The 19,005-nt window shown below is 69.9% G+C and carries 15 protein-coding genes; 3 read left to right on the top strand and 12 right to left on the bottom strand.

The features are described from left to right. Positions 1-63 precede the first annotated feature (63 nt). The 3 genes from ACLJQF_RS36605 to ACLJQF_RS36595 all read right to left on the bottom strand — a co-directional run bounded on the left by ACLJQF_RS36605 (position 64) and on the right by ACLJQF_RS36595 (position 4,131). Positions 64-2,277, bottom strand: coding sequence for a glycosyl hydrolase family 18 protein (locus ACLJQF_RS36605; RefSeq protein WP_410614851.1), 2,214 nt, complete (start codon positions 2,275-2,277; stop codon positions 64-66). Positions 2,278-2,437: 160 nt separating this feature from the next. Further along, entirely contained in the window at positions 2,438-3,217 is a 780-nt protein-coding gene (locus ACLJQF_RS36600; RefSeq protein WP_410614850.1) for an enoyl-CoA hydratase/isomerase family protein, read from the bottom strand. A gap of 2 nt (positions 3,218-3,219) precedes the next feature. Continuing rightward, positions 3,220-4,131, bottom strand: a complete 912-nt coding sequence (locus tag ACLJQF_RS36595) for a PaaX family transcriptional regulator C-terminal domain-containing protein (protein ID WP_410614919.1) — start codon at positions 4,129-4,131, stop codon at positions 3,220-3,222. 178 nt (positions 4,132-4,309) lie between these two features. Between ACLJQF_RS36595 and ACLJQF_RS36590 the strand changes: the two genes are divergently transcribed. Then, the gene (locus ACLJQF_RS36590) at positions 4,310-5,947 is read left to right on the top strand and encodes an ABC-F family ATP-binding cassette domain-containing protein (RefSeq protein ID WP_410614849.1); all 1,638 of its coding nucleotides are present in this window, start codon (positions 4,310-4,312) and stop codon (positions 5,945-5,947) included. A gap of 769 nt (positions 5,948-6,716) precedes the next feature. Here ACLJQF_RS36590 and ACLJQF_RS36585 read toward each other — a convergent pair. From ACLJQF_RS36585 to ACLJQF_RS36570, 4 genes are all read right to left on the bottom strand, one after another. Further along, a complete protein-coding gene (locus tag ACLJQF_RS36585) occupies positions 6,717-7,550 on the bottom strand; it encodes a carbohydrate ABC transporter permease (protein ID WP_410614848.1) in 834 nt (277 codons plus the stop codon). Continuing rightward, the gene (locus ACLJQF_RS36580) at positions 7,547-8,506 is read right to left on the bottom strand and encodes a carbohydrate ABC transporter permease (protein ID WP_410614847.1); all 960 of its coding nucleotides are present in this window, start codon (positions 8,504-8,506) and stop codon (positions 7,547-7,549) included. Before ACLJQF_RS36580 ends, ACLJQF_RS36585 begins: the two co-directional genes overlap by 4 nt. Further along, positions 8,488-9,759, bottom strand: coding sequence for an extracellular solute-binding protein (locus tag ACLJQF_RS36575; RefSeq protein ID WP_410614846.1), 1,272 nt, complete (start codon positions 9,757-9,759; stop codon positions 8,488-8,490). The genes ACLJQF_RS36580 and ACLJQF_RS36575 overlap by 19 nt, the downstream gene beginning before the upstream one ends. 111 nt (positions 9,760-9,870) lie before the next feature. Next, positions 9,871-11,961, bottom strand: a complete 2,091-nt coding sequence (locus ACLJQF_RS36570; RefSeq protein WP_410614845.1) for an alpha-galactosidase — start codon at positions 11,959-11,961, stop codon at positions 9,871-9,873. Positions 11,962-12,194: 233 nt separating this feature from the next. Between ACLJQF_RS36570 and ACLJQF_RS36565 the strand changes: the two genes are divergently transcribed. Beyond that, the gene (locus tag ACLJQF_RS36565; RefSeq protein WP_410614844.1) at positions 12,195-13,148 is read left to right on the top strand and encodes a hypothetical protein; all 954 of its coding nucleotides are present in this window, start codon (positions 12,195-12,197) and stop codon (positions 13,146-13,148) included. Positions 13,149-13,152: 4 nt separating this feature from the next. Here ACLJQF_RS36565 and ACLJQF_RS36560 read toward each other — a convergent pair whose 3' ends face one another. After that, complete coding sequence (locus tag ACLJQF_RS36560) at positions 13,153-14,097, bottom strand: methionyl-tRNA formyltransferase (protein ID WP_410614843.1); 945 nt, start codon at positions 14,095-14,097, stop codon at positions 13,153-13,155. Positions 14,098-14,211: 114 nt separating this feature from the next. On the opposite strand from ACLJQF_RS36560, the gene ACLJQF_RS36555 reads away from it, so the two are divergent. Beyond that, on the top strand, positions 14,212-15,513 hold the full coding sequence (locus ACLJQF_RS36555; RefSeq protein ID WP_410614842.1) for a lysine N(6)-hydroxylase/L-ornithine N(5)-oxygenase family protein: 1,302 nt from the start codon (positions 14,212-14,214) through the stop codon (positions 15,511-15,513). Here the strand turns inward: ACLJQF_RS36555 and ACLJQF_RS36550 are convergent. The 4 genes from ACLJQF_RS36550 to ACLJQF_RS36535 all read right to left on the bottom strand — a co-directional run bounded on the left by ACLJQF_RS36550 (position 15,500) and on the right by ACLJQF_RS36535 (position 18,970). Then, positions 15,500-15,985 carry a DinB family protein gene (locus ACLJQF_RS36550; protein WP_410614841.1) on the bottom strand — a complete coding sequence of 162 codons (486 nt, stop codon included), beginning with the start codon at positions 15,983-15,985 and terminating at the stop codon, positions 15,500-15,502. The genes ACLJQF_RS36555 and ACLJQF_RS36550 overlap by 14 nt on opposite strands. Before the next feature lie 79 nt (positions 15,986-16,064). Continuing rightward, positions 16,065-16,868, bottom strand: coding sequence for an ABC transporter ATP-binding protein (locus ACLJQF_RS36545; protein ID WP_410614840.1), 804 nt, complete (start codon positions 16,866-16,868; stop codon positions 16,065-16,067). Between the two features lie 4 nt (positions 16,869-16,872). Continuing rightward, on the bottom strand, positions 16,873-17,931 hold the full coding sequence (locus ACLJQF_RS36540; protein WP_410614839.1) for a FecCD family ABC transporter permease: 1,059 nt from the start codon (positions 17,929-17,931) through the stop codon (positions 16,873-16,875). 1 nt (position 17,932) lies between these two features. Then, entirely contained in the window at positions 17,933-18,970 is a 1,038-nt protein-coding gene (locus tag ACLJQF_RS36535; protein ID WP_410614838.1) for a FecCD family ABC transporter permease, read from the bottom strand. Between the last annotated feature and the right edge of the window lie 35 nt (positions 18,971-19,005).

Raw genomic sequence — 19,005 nt, 5'->3', positions numbered from 1 at the left:
TTTGTGCGCCAAAGAAAGGGTTCAGCCCGCTGAACAGGAGCATTCAGCGGGCTGAACGGAACCTCAGCCGAGTCCGGCGCTCACCGCGTTCATCAACGCGCCGGTGTCGCCTGACATCTCCCATGCCATCACGCCGAGCAACCCGCGCGACTTGAGCCACGTCGTCTTCAGCCCGATCGACCAGGCATCGTCGAACGTCCACCACTGCCCGCCATTGCCCGTGTAACACGACGTCGCGACAGCGGCCGTGTCGTGGTGGACCGTGCAGCCCGGCACGCCCGCCACCAGGTTGGCGTACCCGCGGGTGCCCGCTTCCTCGGCGAACTGGCCCGGCGCCGCGCCGGTTGCCGACTGCCACTCGCCGATCTTCCCGCCGTCCGCGACGCCCTGCCAGCCGCGGCCGTAGAACGCCAGGCCGAGCGTCAGCCGACGCGGATCGACGCCCGCATTCGTGTACGCGTTGATCGCGCTTTCCGCACTGAAGTGGAAGTTGTACGGGTCGTCCGCGTCGGCGTACAGGTTGCCCTGGTGGCCGGTGCGGTTCGGCTCCCACGAGTTGTCGCTGCCCGAGCCGTGGAAGTCGTAACCCTGCACGTTCGCGACGTCCAGATAGGTGAAGATCTTCGAGACGTCCCAGCCCGAGGCGACCTTCGCCGGGTCCGCCGGGGTGAACGCGTGCAACTGGTACCGCTTGCCGGTGGTTGCGCCGTAGGTGTCCAGCTGCGTGCGGAACTCGGCCAGCAGCGCCGTCAGGTTGTTCTTGTCGTTCGGGCTCCAGTGGTTGCCGGGGTGGCCGTCGGCGCTGTCGGGCCACTCCCAGTCGAGGTCGATGCCGTCGAAGAGGCCGGCCGCGGTGCCCGGCCCGCCCGCGCCGCCGTAGGGCGCGATGTTGCCCTTGAGCCACGTGTCCACACAGGACGAGACGAACTTCTTGCGCGACGCGTCGGTGGCCGCGACGTCGGAGAAGTACTTCGAATACGTCCAGCCGCCGAGAGAAACCAGGACCTTCAGGCCGGGGTGCTTCGCCTTGAGCTTCTTGAGCTGGTTGAAGTTGCCGCGCAGCGACTCCCAGCCCGTGTCGGCCACGCCGTCGACGGACTGCGCTGCCGAGAACGGCCGCGAGTAGTCGGCCTCGGCGTCACCGGCGCCGTCGCCCTGGTTGGGGTCCTGGGGGTTGGCCGTCGTGCCCTTCGTGACCCCGGACAGACAGGTCAAGTTCACCGGGTCGATGTTCTCGAACGCGTACAGCAGGTGCGTCAGCTTCGCCGCCGCGCCCGAGGTCTCCAGGTTCTTCACGAAGTACTGGCGCCCGTAGATGCCCCACTGCACGAAGTATCCGACCTTCGCGTAACCCGACACGATGTCGCCGGTCCGGGCGGTCACCGCGGCGCTCGGCGCCGACACGTTGTCGTAGCCATCGCGAGCGCGGACCGTGAACGTGTACGAAGTGGACGGTGCCAGCCCGGTCACCACCGCCGACGTCGTGGTCACCGTCGTGGCCAACGCCGACCCGCGGTAGACGTCGTAGCTGACGACGCCGGTGTTGTCGGTCGACGCCGTCCAGGCCAGCGAGACGCTTCCCGAATCGGCGGCTGTCGAACGCAACCCGCTCGGCGCGGACGGCGGCTGTGTGTCGTCCGCGGGGTTGTTGGTGGTCACCGCAAGGGCCGCGCTTGCCGGGGACGTGTTCCCCTTGGCATCCCTGGCTTTCACCGTGAACGAGTAGGCCGTCCCCGGCGTGAGCCCGGAAATCGTGGCACTCGTCCCGGTCACCGACGCGGCCACTGACGTTCCTTGATAGACGTCGTACCCGGTCACCGGGAGGGACCCGGCTGCCGAGGCGTTCCACGTCAGCGCGACCGTCTTGGTCGTCCTCGCGACCAGCCGCAGGTTCGCCGGCGCGCCCGGTGGGGTGTCGGGGGAACCGTCGCAGTTGGCGTTGTCGACGCGGCACTGCGTCGGCGTCACCGCTGCACTGAGCCGGAAGGCCGGGCTGTACGGGTAGGTGGTGCGGCCCGGCGCCAGCGTTGCGATGTAGTACGCGGGCGTCAGCGTGACCTGGGTGCCGTTCTGGGTCACCGTGCCGTGTTCCCCGGTCGAAGCGGTGACCCCGGCGGGCAGCGTGAAGGTGATCGCCCAGTTGCTCACCGACGCTGTCCCGGTGTTGGCGACGGTGTACGTGCCGGTGGTGCCGCTCATCGCCAGGGTGGCGGTCAGCGAACCGGCTGCGGCGGCCGGGGGCGCGAGCGCCGCGGTGCCGCCGAATGCGATGAGCAAGGCGGCGAGTGCGGAGCGTAGTCGTGCGGGAGTGCGTCTCATGGCGGTTCTCCAAGCGGCACGAGGCAGGGACGATGTGGTCTAGACCACATCGAATGTAACCCGGTGCGAGGAGAACCGCGCACGCCCGAACGGCGGCAACCGGTGTCCGAACGGCCTGTTAACGCCCCGAGAAGGTCGCCTTCCCCGGTCCGTCGGCGAGGAATGACTTCACGGCGTTGCGGAGGTCCTCGGTCTCGAACAGCTCGGCCGCGATCGTCGTGATGTGTGCGTTCGCCTCGGGGACGCCGCCGGCGGAGAAGTGGTCGAGGACGCGCTTGGTCGCCAGGTGGGCGCGGGTCGGTCCCTCGGCGAGCCGGCGGGCGAAGGCGCGCGCGGCGTCGTCGAAGCCTTCGTCCGGCAGGACGCGGTTGACGACGTTCCAGCGTTCCAGCGTCGCTGCGTCGTAGGTGTCACCGGTCATCACGAACTCTTTGGCGCGCCCGACGCCGGCGCGTGCGGCGAGCCGCTGGGTGCCGCCCATGGTCGGCGTCAGGCCGACGACCTTTTCGACCAGCCCGAATTTCGCGCGGTCGGCGGCGAGGATGATGTCGCAGGCCACCGCGACCTCGAACGCCCAGGTCAGGCACAGGCCGTGCGCGGCGAACACCGTCGGGAACGGCAGTGCGGCGATCCGATCCGGCACCGCGAGCATCTCGTCGAAGAGGACCTTCGCCTCGGCGGGCGAACCCTGGGCGTCGAACAGCGAGACGTCGACGCCGCCGCTGACGATCTTGCCTTCGGCGCGGATCAGCAGGGCCCGCGCGGGTTCGGCCTCCAGCTCGCCGATCGCCGAGGAGAGCCGGGACTGCAGCGAAGCCGTGTAGAGGTTCAACGGCGGGGCGTCGACGGTCAGGACGGCGAGCCCGCCGTCACGATCGAGGCGGACCTGCTGAGTCATGTTCACCCTGCTTCTTCGGCTTCGACGATGTCGTTCCAATACTGCTGGGCCTCGGGGCGCCAGTCGACGTGTTTGTGATGGAACAGTTCCGCCGCCTTCGTCCCGCTCCACTTCGCCGGGAGCAGCTCGGCCGGCAGCTGCGGGTCGAGGAAGGGGAACCGCCGCCATTCGTGGACCAGCTCGGTCTGTGCGCGCAGCACCGCGCGGCCGCCGGTCGGGTGCAGGCCGGTGAACCGGTCGATGAAGTCCTCGTAGCGGTCTTTGAGCTCGGTCAGGTCCCAGGACCGGGCGACCATGGACTCCTGCTCGCCGACCTCGCCGTACGCGGCGGTGAAGGACATCGCCTGCGCGTCGAGGCCGAGCTCGCTGACGATCTGCTGGGCCTCCCGCTGCCGGGTGAGGTCCGGGCTGACCCACACGCCGGCGACCGGCGAGCCGAAGCCCGCCCAGGTCAGCCGCGTGCGCAGCCGGTGGCGCAGGTCGCGCTTGGCCTCCGGGACGGAGACGATCAGCATCAGCCATTGCCCGTTCCACGGGCGTTCCTCGCGGCCGAACGCGTAGATCCGGTCGGCGCCCTCGGTCAGCAGGCGGCGCCCCGGCGGGGTCAGCGACCAGCGCACGCGGCGCCCGACGCGCTCGGAGACCACCCAGCCTTCGGCGGCGGAGCGGGCCAGCGCCTGCCGCGCCGACTTCTCCTCGATGTCGAGGATGCCCAGCACCTCGACGAGCATCGACGTCCAGACCGGCTTGTCCCGCGGCAGCGCGTACTCGCCGAGGACGGTCATCAGCAGCGACCGCGCGCTGGCGTGACTGACCTCGCGGCGGCGGCTCACCGTGGGCCGTGGCGCGGACGGGCGGCTTTCCCTCGGCTTCGGCCTGCGGCCGAGGGTGACCGGGGGAGCGGGCTCGCCCATGCTGTTCACCGACCTCACTGTGTTGTGGCACTACTGTGTTGCGGCACTGACGAGCTGCGGGACTGACAACCGAACAGGGTACCCACAGTGAGTGATCAAAGCGCCACGGGACACACACGGCCGGTGGTTTTGACCTTGATCTGACAGTTCACGACGAGGTCGTAGACTCGGTTACCTCATGAGCGCAACTCTCGTCGCGAAGGACCTGGCCGCGGGCCACGGTGACCGCATCCTCTTCTCCGGCCTCGACCTCGTCGTCGCACCCGGGGACGTCGTCGGCCTGGTCGGGGTCAACGGCGCCGGCAAGTCCACGCTCCTGCGGACCCTCGCCGGGCTCGCGAAGCCGGACAGTGGGGAGGTCCGGCTGAACCCGCCGGCCGCGACGGTCGGGCACCTGCCCCAGGAGCCGGAACGGCGCGAAGGCGAGTCGGTGCGCGCCTTCCTGGCACGGCGCACCGGCGTCTCGGCGGCCCAGGCCGACCTCGACTCGGCGACCGAAGCACTCACCGCGGGCTCCGCGGGCGCGGACGACCGGTACGCCGCGGCCCTGGACCGCTGGCTCGCCCTCGGCGGCGCCGACCTCGACGACCGGGCCGCCGAAGTGGCCGCCGACCTCGGCCTCGCGGTGGACCTCGACCAGCTGATGACGTCCCTCTCGGGCGGCCAGGCGGCGCGGGCGGGGCTCGCGTCGCTGCTGCTGAGCCGCTACGACGTCTTCCTGCTCGACGAGCCGACGAACGACCTCGACCTGGACGGCCTGGCCCGCCTGGAGCGGTTCGTGTCCGGTCTCCGTGCGGCGACCGTCCTGGTCAGCCACGACCGAGAGTTCCTGGCCCGCACGGTCGACCGGGTGGTCGAGCTGGACCTGGCCCAGCAGCAGGTGAACGTCTACGGCGGCGGGTACGAGGCGTACCTCGAGGAGCGCGAAGTCTCCCGGCGGCACGCGCGCGAGGAGTACGAGGAATACGCGGACACGAAGTCTTCCCTGGAAGCGCGCGGGCGGATGCAGCGGGCGTGGATGGACAAGGGCGTGAAGAACGCCCGCCGGAAGCAGCCCGACAACGACAAGGCGGCTCGCAAGTTCCGCGCCGACGCGACGGAGAAGCAGGCCTCGAAGGCGCGGCAGACCGACCGGATGATCGAGCGGCTGGAGGTCGTCGAGGAGCCGCGCAAAGAATGGGAGCTGCGGATGGAGATCGCCGCGGCCCCGCGCGCGGGGGCGGTGGTCGCGACCCTGCGTGGTGCCGTGGTCCGGCGGGGCGGGTTCACGCTCGGGCCGGTCGACCTGCAGATCGACTGGGCCGACAAGGTCGCCATCACCGGGGCGAACGGGTCCGGCAAGTCGACTCTGCTGGCCGCGCTGCTGGGCCGGGTTGAGCTGTCCGAAGGGGGCGCGGCGCTCGGTCCGGGCGTCGTGGTCGGCGAGGTCGACCAGGCGCGGCGGTTGTTCCTGGGTGATGTGCCGCTGGCCGACGCGTTCGCGCGGGAGGTCCCGGAGCTCGCCGACGCCGAGGTGCGGACGTTGCTGGCGAAGTACGGGTTGAAGACGGCCCACGTGCTGCGGTCCGCGGCGACGCTTTCGCCGGGGGAGCGGACGCGGGCGGCGCTGGCTTTGCTGCAGGCGCGTGGGGTGAATCTGCTGGTGCTGGACGAGCCGACCAACCACCTCGACCTGCCGGCGATCGAGCAGCTCGAGGCGGCGCTGGACACGTACCCGGGGACGCTGCTGCTGGTGACGCATGACCGCCGGATGCTCGATGCCGTGCAGGTGACGCGCCGGTTGGCGGTCGACGGTGGGAAGGTCAGTGAGCAGTGATCCGTGGCGCGTCCGGCGGTGACGTTGGTGAGCGGTGCTCTCGTTTTGGAGCGTTCCCTCGTAGGTGGTTGTGAGCAGTGCTCTTGATGGTGATCGCCGCTCTGTGGTTGCGGTGAGCGGTGCTCTCGAATCGGAGCGCTGCATGTTGGGCGGAGCAGTGCTCTCAGATGGGAGCGGCTGTCGGCTGCGGGAGTGAGCACTGCTCTCCAATCTGAGCACTGCCCCTTCTCTGGGGGAGCAATGCTCTCGTTTTGGAGCGCCGTGTCGGGGGTTGTCGAGAGCAGTGCTCTCGACGCTGGGCTCGGGGTGGCTGTGGCGTGTGAGCAGTGCTCTCGACGGTGAGCGGGGCGGGGTGGGGCGGCGTGGGAGGTGCTCTCGACGCTGGGCCGGGCGGGCTGTGGCGCGTGAGCGGTGCTCTCGACGATGAGTGGGGCGGGTGCGGCGGGTGAGCGGTGCTCTCGACGGTGAGCGGGGCGGGTGCGGCGTGTGGGCGGTGCTCTCGATGTCGGGCGGGCATCTGCAGTGGGCGAGCGGTGCCCCCGATGGCGGCGCTGCCTGCGGCGGGGCCGTGAGCAGTGCTCACGAACGTGAGCATTGCTCGCCGGGTGACCGTGAGCAGTGCTCTTGGTTGTGATCACTGCTCACGCATCGGGGTGAGCAGTGATCACGAACTTGAGTACCTCCGGCGGCTGCAGGGAGAGCGGTGCTCTCGGATGTGAGCATCAGTCATGCTCGACGAGTGAGCAGTGCTCTCGTGGGAGAGCGCTGCTCAGCCCTTCGTCGCCCCGCCCGTCAGGCCCTTCACGAACTGCTTCTGCAGCGCCAGGTAGAAGATCAGCACCGGCAGCGTTGCCAGGAACATCAGCGCGAACACACTCCCGAGATCCGCCTGGTATTGGCCGATCGACCGGTAAATGCCCGTCGTGATCGTCGTTCCCTGGCTGGGGCCGAGGATGATCAGCGGGTCGATGAAGTCGTTCCAGATCCAGACACCCAGGAAGATCAGCACCGATGCCGTCGCCGGGCGCAGCAAGGGGAACACCACTCGCCAGAACGCCTGCATGCGGCTCGCGCCGTCCAGCAGGGCCGCTTCCTCCAGTTCCACCGGCACCCCGCGGATGAACCCCGTGAACACGAACACCCCGAACGGCACGTAATACCCGACGTTGAACAGGATCAGCCCCTGAAGTGTCGCCATCAGTTGCGTCACCCGGAGGACGTCGGTGATCGGGATGAGGATCACCTGCGGCGGGATCATCAGCCCGGCCAGCAACACCAGCGTCAGCACCTTCGTCCACCGCTTGCCCGAGCGGGCCAGGTAGTGGCCGAGCATCGCCGAGAGCACCGTCAGCACCAGGATCGACAGCACCGTCACCACGATGCTGTTCGTCAGGCTGACCCAGAACAGCCCGTCCGGGCGGGTCAGGACCGCGTGGATGTTCGCCAAGGTCGGGGGGAGCGGCAGCGAAGCCGGCTCCATGGCGATCAGCTCACCCCGCTTGAACACGTTGGCCAGGACCAAGTACAACGGCACGAAGAACACCGCGCTCACGAGCAGGGCAACCGCAGGCCGAGCCAGGGAGCGGGGGGAAGGGTGGGTCACAGGTCCACCTCGCGGCGGCGGAGGAAGTTCAGCACCACCGTCGTCACCAGCGCGACGATCACCAGCATCAGCACCGCCATCGCGGACGCGTAACCGACGTGGTTCGAATCGAAGCCCGTCTGCAGGACGTCGAACGCGATCGTTGCCGTCGCTCCCGAACCCGGGCCGCCGTTGGTGATCACCTTGACGTAGTCGTACGTCTTGAACGCCGAGATCAGCAGCACCACCGTGTTGATCGTCAGCGACGGCGCCAGCAGGGGCCACGTCACCGCGCGGAACCGGCGCAGCGGGCCCGCGCCGTCGATCTCCGCCGCCTCCAGCAGCTCCTGCGGCACCCCCTGCAGGCCGGCCAGGTAGACGACCACGCAGAACCCGAGCATCTGCCAGCACACGATGGACGCGACCGAATACAGCGCGACGTCCGGGTCGGACAGCCAGCCCGGCGGGTGTGCGACGCCGAGAGCCCGGAGGAGGTCGTTGAGCGGCCCGCGGTCGTCGAGCAGCCGGGACCAGACGATGGACACCACCACCGAGCTGAGGATCACCGGTGTGAAGAACACACTCCGCAAAGCGTTGTACAGCCAGCCCTTCCGGTCCAGCAGCAGCGCCACGCCGAGGCCCAGGACGTTGGGGACGATCACCACGATCACCGTCAGGATCGTGGTCACCTGCAGCGCGGTGAGAAACTGCGCGTCGGTGAACAGCAGGCGGTAGTTGTCGAAGCCGACGAACTTCACCGGGGGCTTGAACGGGTTGTAGTTCGTCAGGCTGTACCCGAAGCTGATCAGGATCGGCGCCATCACGAAACACAGGTAGACGAGCACGCCCGGGGCGCCGAACGACGCGAAGTGCGCCAGTCGCGGCAGGACCGGCCTGCGGCGGCGCGGGGCACGAGTGCGGGGCGGGGCAGGGGGAGACATGACGGCGGTCAAGGACGTCAGCCCGCCTTCGCCCACTCGGTGTCCAGGAACGCGCACGCGTCGGCCACGGACTTGCGGCCGGTGATGACGTCCTGGGCGGCCTGGTCGACCTTGTCCTTCATGCCGGGCAGCAGCCCGTCGTCGGCGGTCTCCCACCGGAACGCGTGCACCACGGCGTTCTGCTGCACAGCCTGCGAATACAGGTCGTAGCCGGCCTTGAACGTCGCCCCGGTGTCGGCCGGCGGCGTGTAGCCCTTGATCGCCGGGAACAGCCCGTCGGCCTTCACCGAGGCGTCCAGCTGGTCCTTGTCGAGCTGGAAGCCGAGAGCGAATTTCCGTGCGGCGTCGAGGTTTGCGGCCTTGGCGTTCACGATCATGCCGCCGCCGGTGTAGGCGGGGACGACCAGCTTGCCGTCCTCGGTCGGGAAGTTGAAGACGCCCACCTCGAAGTCGTGCTTCTTCGAGTCGGCGTTGGCGGAGAACCAGTTGCCCATCGGGTACATCGCGCCCTGGCCGTCGAGGAAGGCCTGCTCGGTCGCCGCGTAGTCGCGGGACACGCTGGTCTTGTCCACGTACCCCTTCGCCGCGAGGTCGGCGAGCTTGGCGAACGCGTGCTGGAACGCGGGGTCGGCGAACTTCACCTTGTCCTGGCGGCGCTGGGTCAGCCAGTCCGGCATCGTGTTGTAGACCTCGGTGCTGACCAGCCCGGACAGGATCATCGACGACGGGAAGCCGTCCTTGCCGCCGCCGATGGTGAACGGTGCGTAGCCCTTGTCCTTGAGCCGGCCGGCGTCGGTGACGAGCTCGTCCCACGTCTTCGGCGGCGCCGCGATGCCCGCGTCGGCGAACATCTTCTTGTTGTAGTAGATCGGCGGGATGGTCTGGGTGTTGGCCGGGAGCTGGTAGTACTTGCCGTTGACCGGGTTGGCCTGCGGGAACTGGAAGTCCTTCAGCTCCTCGGGCGTCCACGCGTAGAGGTTGCCCGCCTCGGCGAAGCCGGCCGAGTCCACCGCGATCATCACGTCCGGGAACTGGCCGGACTGCAGCAGCTGCTTCGCGTACGACGTCCGCCCGTCGGCGGTCGGGGCGACGAGCTTCTTGACCTTGATGCCCGGGTTCTTGTCGGTGACGCGCTTGATGGCGGCGTCCCAGTAGGCCGGGGTGAGGTTCGGGGTTTCGAACGTCAGGAAGGTGATCTCCGCGTCGCCGCCGCCGCCGGTGTTCGAGCCGACCGAGCACGCGCTCGCCGCCAGGAGCGCCGCTGCCCCCAGCGCCAGGAACCTTCTCATGACCGCCGCCTTCCGTCACCCACCATATGTGATGTATGAGGCATTTGATCGGACCTATTCGACGATGTCAAGCGGCAGGCGGCCAGAAGACCGCATGAATGTCCGGATAGATCAGATCTTTATCCGATCGAGTCGGACGACAGTGCTGGCGAAGTCCCCGGCGGGCAATTCGAGCGGCAGCCCGTGCGCGAGCAGCACGGCCCCGCTGTGTGTGCGCCCCGAAGCGGGGTCGAGGTAACGCGCCGCCGGGTCGAGGCCGTCGAGCCGCAGCGGCCGCGCCGGCGCGTTGAAGTGCGCGGACTGCCGGTAGGCGAAGACGGCCACCCGGTCGGCGCGGACGTACTGGAAGGCGGTGACGTCGTCGTCGACGGGCGGCCGCAGCCGGTGGAGCGCGCCGTGCTGCACCACCGGCCGGATGTCCTTGTACAGCGCGACCATGTCCCGGGCGAGGTCGAGGTCGTCCTCGGGCCAGCGCACGATGTCGCCGCCAACGCCGAGCACGCCGGCCATAGCGACGTGGAACCGGAACCGCAGCGGGATCGCCCGCGCCGTCACGAAGTTCGGGTTGTCCGTGACCCACGCCGACATCGCGCGGGCCGGGTAGAGCTGGCCGTAGCCGTGCTGGATCCGCAGCCGGTCGAGGGCGTCGGTGTTGTCGGAGGTCCAGACCTGGTCGGTGCGGGTGAGGACGCCGAGGTCGATCCGCCCGCCACCGCCGGCGCACGACTCGATTCGCAGGCCGGGGTGGTCCGCGCGCAGCCGGTCGAGCAGTGCGTACACCGCGCGAGTGTGGTCGACCCACAGGCGGTCCTGGTCTTCTTCGCCGGGCCAGCCCGCTTCGCTGAACGGCCGGTTCATGTCCCACTTGAGGAAGTCGACGCCGTGGTCGCCGACGAGCCGGTCGAGCCAGTCGTGCGCCCACGCGGCGACGTCGGGACGCGCGAAGTTGAGCACCAGCTGCCGCCGCAGCTCCGAGCGGCGCCGGTGCGGGTGGTGCAGGACCCAGTCCGGGTGGGCGCGGTAGAGGTCGCTGTCGGGGTTGACCATCTCGGGTTCGACCCAGATGCCGAACTGCATGCCGAGCCCGTGCACCGCGTCGACCAGGGGCTTGAGCCCGTCGGGGAAGCGCTCGCGGTTGACGTGCCAGTCACCGAGCCCGGCGTGGTCGCCGGTGCGGGCGCCGAACCAGCCGTCGTCCATGACGAACAGCTCGACGCCGAGCGCGGCCGCCCGCTCGGCGAGCGCGCGCTGCCCGGCCTCGGTGACGTCGAACCCGATGGCTTCCCACGAGTTGTAGAGCACCGGACGCAGTTCGCCCGGGTGTGGCAGGAGGTGTGCGAGGACGTAGGCGTGCCACGCGCGGCTCGCCGCGCCGAACCCGCCGTCGGTGTAGAGCCCGGCGGAAACCGGGGTGGTCAATGGACGTCCGGGCCCGACGCGGTGGACGACGCCGTCCTGCCCGAAGCCGCCACTCACCGTCAGGCGACCGGTCGAGGCGCGCGTGGTGGTCAGCCGCCACGATCCGCTCCAGGCCAGCGCGACGCCGTAGACCTCGCCGTGCCGCTCGGTCGCCGTGCCGTCGTCCACCATCACCCACGGGTTGGCGTGGTGGCTGGTGATCCCGCGACGGCTGGCGAAAACGGTCTCGCCGTGCGGCGCCGGTGTCCGGTGCAGCTGGGTTTCCGCCGCCCACCGGCCGGTCACGTGGCTGAGCCGGTAGTCCTCGAAAACCGGGATGGCCCAGCTGGCCGAGTCGGCCCGGACGACCTCGACGTCGGTGTCGGCGGCCAGCTCGGTCCAGCGTTCGAGGACGTCACCACGCAGCCGGTAGTGCAGCGTGATGCGCAGCGGGTAGTGCCGGTCCGTGAAGCGGAGGACCAGGTGCCCGGCGGTGATTTCGTGGTCTTCGAACCGCCATTCGAGTGCTCGTGTCCCGTCGGCGAACCGCACCTGCAGCGCGGGGGTCCAGTACCGGGTGCCGCCGTCGGCGGCGAGCTCGTCGACGCCCTGGCCGGGGTCGTTGAAGCCGTCCCACCAGGGCAGCGGTTTCCCGGTCAGCTCGACGACGTCGGCGGCGGCGAGCGTGGGCCCCCAGTAGACATGGGTCGGGACGTCGTCCTCGTCGAGCCGCAGGGCGTACGTGGTCGACTCCCCGGTGAGCACCCAGGTGCGGTCTTCGTCGAGGAAGCTGATCCCGGCCATGCGGCACATCCTGCTCACCCGCGCGGCCGCCGCCAAGGGATGTCCCGCTCACCGGGCACCGTGCAAATGTGACGCTTTCACCGGGTGATATTGGTGCTATCGGGTGGTCGTAGTAACAATGAGTGAGATCGAAAAGATTCGGGGGTGTGGCGACGTGGCGGCGGCGCCGTCGTCAACGAGGGGAGCTCGCCGTGGTGGTCGACAGCAAGTTGAGGAATGTCCCAGCGGAACCGGTGGTCGAGGTCGACTGCCCGTGCCTGTCCGATCTCATCGAGGCCAAGCAACAGGGGCGGCCGGAGTTCGCGGCGATGCGAGCGGCGTACGAGGACAGCCAGGGAAAGATCTTGGAGGAGTACTACGCGCTCAATTTCCCGGCGGCGATCCTGCTCGTCCTCGCGAAAGAGCAGACCGAGGCCGACGGCGGCGCGGAGCGGAACGTCCTCAAGATGAGGCTGTATTACGACGCGCTGCAGAGCACGACGGACGTCGACGATGTCTTCCGGTCGGCTCGCCGGGTCGAGCGGAAGTACTCGGTCCTGCTGGAGGGGAAGGCGCAGGAGATCCTGGCGCGGGGCATCTCCACCACGGCCGTCGTCCTCCTGGGTGTGCTCGACGCGATGGTGGGTTCGCCGGACAAGCCCAAGCGGGTGCAGGCCGCGGCCGTGTCGGCGCAGAAGGAGATTCGCCAGATCGAGCAGAACGCGCGTGATGCCGCCCTGGACCGCGCGCTCATCCGGTATCTCGGCGGTCTCGCCGCGGGTGCCTTGCTGGCTGTCGCCGTCGTGGTCGCCCTGGCTTTCTTGCCCATGAAGGCGGAAATCGGCACCACGCTGATCACCTGCCTGGTTTCGGGTGCCGTCGGCGCGATTCTGAGCGTCATGATCCGCACGGCCAACCGGCAAAAACTACAGGTCAGCCTGGCCCAGGGACGGTTCGTGGTCTTTCTGTCCGGGGGCTTCCGGCTGATCATCGGCGCCGTGTTCGGCGCGGCGATGTTCGTGCTCGTCAGTGCCGGATTGGTCCCGATCGCGGTTCCCGATTCGGCGGAAAAGCTCACATTCTTCTTCGCCGGGCTCGCGTTCCTCGCCGGGTTCAGCGAACGCTGGGCGCAGGACACGATCGTCCGCACCCTGCCCGGCGCCGCGGACCAGAACACGGTCGTGCCGGCGCGAGGCAAGGACGGCTGATCGCTCACGGGCGGTCGGTGAGGTACCCGCCCATCGTCTTGAAGTACTCGTGCGCGCCCACGTCGGTCCCGTCGGCGGTGCGGACACGTTCGACCAGCACGCCGGGGGACCGGCCGCGGTGCGCGTCCGGCCCGGCGACGATCACCACGCCGTCGCCTTCCCGGATGAAGATCCGGCCCGGCGTGCCGCCGTAGTGGCCCTGCGACACCGACGCCTTGAGGATCCGCAGCTCCTCGCCGCGGTGGTAGGCGAACGCGTTCGGGTACGGATCCGGCAGCGCGCGCACGAACCGCTCGATCTCGGCCGGCGGCAGCGTCCAGTCGATCACGCTGTCCCGCTTGGCTCGCTTGTGGAAGAAGCTGGCCTTCGTCCGGTCCTGCGGCACCGGCGTGTAACCGGTCTCGATCATCGAGATGGCTTCGGCGGTGATCGGCGCGATGAGGTCGACCGTGCGGTGGAAGAGGTCCGTTGTGGTGTCGGCCGGCCCGACCGGGATCGCGCGCTGCAGCACGATGTCGCCGGCGTCGAGTTCGCCGTCCATCATGTGGGCGGTGACGCCGACCTCGGGTTCGCCGTTGATCATGGCCCAGATGAGCGGCGAGAAGCCCGCGTATGCGGGCAGCAGCGAGTCGTGGATGTTCAGCGTGCCGTGGCGCGGCAGCTCGAAGATCTCCGGCGGCAGCCAGGTGCGCCAGTTGTTCGCGACGATCAGGTCGAGGTCGGCGGCCTTGAGCTCCGCCAGCAGCTCGGCGTCGTCCGGGCGGTTGCGCAGCAGCACCCGGATACCGTTCTCCTCCGCGAGGTCGGCGACCGAGTCGGCCCAGATCCGCTCGTAGGCGTGATCGCTCTTCGGGTGGGTGACCACGAGAGCCACCTCGTGGCCGGCGTCGATGAGCGCCTGGAGGGTCCGGTGCCCCCAGGTCTGGTAGCCGAACATCGCCACGCGCATTCGAAAGTGCCTTTCATGATCGGGGGACGAACATCACCACGAACGTACTAGGCGAGGCTCGCCTAAGTTAGGTTAGGGTTCCCTGAACCGTACCGGAGCGCGCGAGGGAGCAACATGACTGCAGAGGTCCCGATCTACGACATCGTCGGCGTGGGCTTCGGGCCGTCGAACCTCGCACTGGCGATCGCCCTCGCCGAGCACAACAACGCGGGCCCCGCAGAGCCGGTGACGGCGCACTTCCTCGAGCGGCAGCCGCGGTTCGGCTGGCACCGCGGGATGCTGATCGACACGGCGACCATGCAGGTGTCGTTCCTCAAGGACCTGGTCACCCTGCGGAACCCGACCAGCGAGTTCAGCTTCCTCAACTACCTGCACGCCGCCGGCCGGCTGGTCGACTTCATCAACCACAAGAACCTCTTCCCGCTGCGGGTGGAGTTCCACGACTACTTCGAGTGGGCGGCCGCGAAGGTCGACGACGTCGTCTCGTACGGCACCGAGGTCGTCGCGATCAAGCCGGTCCACGACGGCTCGGAAGTCGCCTACTTCGACGTCGAAGCCTCGGATGGCACGGCGCTGCGGGCCCGGAACCTGGTGATGGGCACCGGACTGCGGGCCCAGCTCCCCGAGGGGGTCACCACCGGGCCGCGGATCTGGCACAACAGTGAACTGCTGTTCCGGGTGGACGCCCTGCGCGACGCCGACCCGAAGCGGTTCGTCGTGGTCGGGGCCGGCCAGAGTGCGGCCGAGGTCGCCGCGCTGCTGCACGACGAGTTCCCCCGCGCCGAGGTGTGCGCGGTGTTCGCCCGCTACGGCTACAGCCCGGCCGACGACAGTTCGTTCGCGAACCGCATCTTCGACCCGGACGCCGTCGACCAGTTCTACCGCGCGGGTGAGCCGGTCAAGGACCGCCTGATGCGCTACCACGGCGCCACGAACTACTCGGCCGTCGACATCGACCTGATCGACGAGCTCTACCGGCGCGTCTACCGCGAGAAGGTGCTGGGCGTGGAACGGCTGCGGCTGTTCAACGTCTCGCGGCCGGTCGAGGTGACCGACACCGGAACGGTGACGGTCGAGTCCCTGACGACCGGGGAGCGCACGGTCCTGGACGCCGACGCGGTCGTCTACGCCACGGGCTACCGGCCCGCGGACCCGACGCCGCTGCTCGGCGAACTCGGCTCGCGCTGCCTGCGCGACGGCGAAGGCCGGCTCCGCGTCGAGCGCGACTACCGCCTTACTACGGACTCGCCCCTGCGCGGCGGGATCTACCTGCAGGGCGGCACCGAGCACACGCACGGCATCACGTCGTCGCTGCTGTCGAACACCGCGGTGCGGGTGGGGGAGATCCTGCAGTCCGTCGTGGACCGCCGGGTGGTCGCGGAGCCGGCCGGCGAGCTGGCGGTCAGCGCGCGCTGATCTGTTCCCGGAGGATGTCGCCGTGGCCGGTGTGCCGGGCGAGTTCTTCGATCAGGAACAGGTAGACGAAGCGGAGGGTGACCTCGCCGACGACCGGGTGCGTCCACCGGTCGTCGAGCGAGCAGTTCGCCGCGATCTCGCGCGAGCGTGCGCTGGTCCGCTCGTACTCGGCGATCACGTCGTCGACCGTTTCGTCCTCGGTGACCGCGAAACTGGCGTCCCCGGGCGTCGACGGGCCGTCGATTTCGGACTCGTCGAGCCCGGCGATCAGCCACTGGAACCACCGGCGCTCGGCGACGGCGGCGTGCTTGACCAGGGCGATCGGCGTGGTCAGGGAGGGGACCAGCCGGCGCCGGGCGTCCGCCTCCGACAGGCCGCGTGCGTTTTCGACGAGCGCGAGGCGGCCGCGGTCGAGCATCGCCTCCAGCAGTTCGCGCTCGGGGCCGGTGGTCTTTTCGGGCAGCACGTACACGGCAGTCAGCTTCCTCGGTGGGGGATTCGGCCGGATCGGTCCTCGGAGACGGTGAGGACGGCCGGGCCCCAGGATAGCGCTAGCGCACCGGCGCCGGGTGGTGGCGGCTGATCGGGATGACCATCGGCGTCCCGCTGACCGGGTCCGAGCTCACCTGGCAGCGGACGTCGAAGACCTCCTCGACGAGTTCCTCCGTGATCACCGACGCCGGCTCGCCGGAGGCGACCACGCGGCCCGCCTTCATCGCGATCACGTGGTCGGCGTAGCGGCACGCCTGCGGCAGGTCGTGCAGCACCATCACCACCGTGCGGCCGTCCGCCCGGTTGAGGTCGACGACCAGGTCGAGCACGTCGATCTGGTGGGCCAGGTCCAGGTACGTGGTCGGCTCGTCGAGCAGCAGCACCGGCGTGCCCTGGGCGACCGCCATCGCGATCCACGCGCGCTGGCGCTGGCCGCCGGACAGCTCGTCCACCGGGCGGTCGGCCAGGTCGGTCATCGACGTCGCCGCCAGCGCGGCGTGCACCGCGCTTTCGTCCGATGTGGACCATTGGCGCCACCAGCTCTGGTGCGGGGCCCGGCCGCGGCCGACGAGGTCGGCCACCGTCATGCCCTCGGGCGCCACCGGGGACTGCGGCAGGATGCCGAGCCGCTGGGCGACCTGGCGGGTCGGGAGGTCCTGGATCGAGCGGCCGTCGAGGTACACCGTGCCCGACTTCGGCGTCAGCAGCCGGGCCAGCGTGCGCAGCAGCGTCGACTTCCCGCACGCGTTCGGCCCGACGATCGCGGTGATCTTCCCGGGCGGGATGTCGAGGTCGAGGCCGTCGATGACGAGCCGGTCGTCGTAGGCGACGCGCAGGTCCCGCACGCGCAGGGACGGTGTCATCTTCTCAGCCTCCGGAGCCGGATCGGTTGGCCCTGGCCAGCAGCCAGAGCAGCAGCGGGGCGCCGAGCGCGCCGGTCACGATGCCGACCGGCAGCGGGGACGCGGTGACGGTGCGGGCCAGGATGTCGCTGCCCAGCACCACGACCGCGCCGGTGAGCGCGGACGCGGTCAGCGGCGGGGATGCCTGGCGCGCCAGGCGTTGCGCGATCTGCGGTGCGGTCAGCGCGACGAACGAGACCGGGCCCGCGGACGCCGTCGCGAAGGCCACCAGCCCGGCGCCGGCCAGCAGCAGCCCCAGCCGGACCGGTTGTACCGGCGTGCCGAGCCCGGCCGCGACGTCGTCGCCGAGCTGCAGCGTGCGCATCCACCGGGACAGGGCCAGCACGAGCGGCAGCAGCACCGCCAGCGCGCCGGCCAGCGGGACGACGTGTTCCCAGCCGCGGTTGGCGAGGTTGCCGACCAGCCAGCCGATCGACGCCTGGGCCTCGGTGATCTGCGCGCGGCTGAGCAGGTAGTCGGTCAGGCTGGTGCACATCGCGAAGATGCCGATGCCGACCAGGATGATCCGGTAGCCGGTGGTGCCGCGCCGCCACGCGAGGACGTACACGAGCAGCCCGGTCAGGAGGCCGCCCAGCAGGCCGAGCGTGGTGGTGCCGAGGCCGCCGCCGAACCCGAACGAGATCCCGGCGACGACGGCGGTGGCCGCGCCCGCGTTGATGCCGATCATGTCCGGGCTGGCCAGTGGGTTGCGGGTGATGGTCTGGAACACCGCGCCGGACGCGCCGAACGCGAGTCCGGCCAGCAGGCCGGTCAGCGCCCGCGGCAGCCGCAGCTCCTGCACGATGTAGCCGGTGCCGCTGTCGCCCCCGCCGAACACCGCGGACAGGACGTCGGACACGCTCAGCGGGACGTCGCCGATCGTCATGCCCACGCAGAACAACGCGAACGCCAGCATCGCGAGGACGAGCGAGACGACGACCAGCCGCAGCCGGATCTGCCCCGACACCGCGGGCTTCGCGAGGCGGAAGGTGACGCGGGCGCGCCGCACCTGCAGCAGGCTCATGTCAGGACTCCACCAGCTTGCGGCGGCGGACCAGGTAGATGAAGAACGGCGCGCCGAGGAAGGCGACGATCACCCCGGCGCGGACTTCGCCGGGCCGCGCCATGACCCGGCCGAGGATGTCCGCGGCCAGCAGCAGGCACGGGGCGAGGATCGCGGTGTAGGGCAGCAGCCACCGGTGGTCGGGCCCGACGACGAACCGCACGGCGTGCGGGACGATCAGGCCGAGGAACACGATCGGGCCGGCGACCGCGACCGAAGCGCCGGTCAGGAGCGTGATGGCCAGGGCACCGCGCAGCCGCAGCGGGCCCAGCCGCCTGCCGAGTGCGACCGCGACGTCGTCGCCGAGCGCGAGGCTGTTCAGGGCCGGGCCACTGGCGATCGCCAGCACCACGCCGACCACGAGGAACGGCAGGACCTGCACGAGCGAACCGCTGTCCACGCCGGCGAGCGACCCGGCCGACCAGAACCGGAACCGGTTGAGCGCGACCGGGTCCGACAGCACCATCGCGCTGGTGAACGAGCCGAGCAACGCGGTGACGGCGGCCCCGGCGAGGGCGAGCTTGACCGGGCTCGAGCCGCTGCGGCCGCGGGTGCCGAGGACGTAGACGACCGTGGTGGCGGCGAGCGCGCCGGCGAAGGCGAACCAGATGTAGCCGTAGAGGGAGCTCACGCCGAGCACGGTGATGGAGAAGACGATGGCGAACGCGGCGCCGGCGCTGATGCCGAGCAGTCCCGGGTCCGCCAGGGGGTTGCGGGTCAGCGCCTGCATGAGGGTGCCGGCCAGGCCCAGCGCGGCGCCGACCAGCACCGCGAGGAGGGTTCGCGGCATCCGGACACTGTGGATGATCACGGCGTCGGCCGAGCCGTCGTCATGCCACAGGACCTGCCAGACGGCGCCGAACGAAATCTCTTTCGACCCCAGCCAGACACTCAGCAGGCACAGGAAAACCAGGACACCGAGAGCGGCCAGCAGACCGAGCGCGCGGCTCGTGTGTGGCGGGCGTCGCTTGAGAGCGATCCCTCCGGGGTCTGTTCGCACCGCACCTCCGACTGGTACTCATTTTAGGTAAGGCT

The organism is Amycolatopsis sp. lyj-109, from assembly GCF_046548995.1.
In the GTDB taxonomy this organism is placed as follows: Bacteria; Actinomycetota; Actinomycetes; order Mycobacteriales; family Pseudonocardiaceae; genus Amycolatopsis.
The sequence above is the reverse complement of the archived record's forward strand: the minus strand, read 5'-3'. Positions and strand labels throughout refer to the sequence as shown.

Coding starts and splice junctions, on each gene's coding strand:
- ACLJQF_RS36600 (WP_410614850.1), bottom strand. CDS start 3,217: ATGACTCAGCAGGTCCGCCTCGATCGTGACGGCGGGCTCGCCGTCCTG.
- ACLJQF_RS36595 (WP_410614919.1), bottom strand. CDS start 4,131: ATGGGCGAGCCCGCTCCCCCGGTCACCCTCGGCCGCAGGCCGAAGCCG.
- ACLJQF_RS36590 (WP_410614849.1), top strand. CDS start 4,310: ATGAGCGCAACTCTCGTCGCGAAGGACCTGGCCGCGGGCCACGGTGAC.
- ACLJQF_RS36575 (WP_410614846.1), bottom strand. CDS start 9,759: ATGAGAAGGTTCCTGGCGCTGGGGGCAGCGGCGCTCCTGGCGGCGAGC.
- ACLJQF_RS36570 (WP_410614845.1), bottom strand. CDS start 11,961: ATGGCCGGGATCAGCTTCCTCGACGAAGACCGCACCTGGGTGCTCACC.
- ACLJQF_RS36560 (WP_410614843.1), bottom strand. CDS start 14,097: ATGCGCGTGGCGATGTTCGGCTACCAGACCTGGGGGCACCGGACCCTC.
- ACLJQF_RS36555 (WP_410614842.1), top strand. CDS start 14,212: ATGACTGCAGAGGTCCCGATCTACGACATCGTCGGCGTGGGCTTCGGG.
- ACLJQF_RS36545 (WP_410614840.1), bottom strand. CDS start 16,868: ATGACACCGTCCCTGCGCGTGCGGGACCTGCGCGTCGCCTACGACGAC.
- ACLJQF_RS36540 (WP_410614839.1), bottom strand. CDS start 17,931: ATGAGCCTGCTGCAGGTGCGGCGCGCCCGCGTCACCTTCCGCCTCGCG.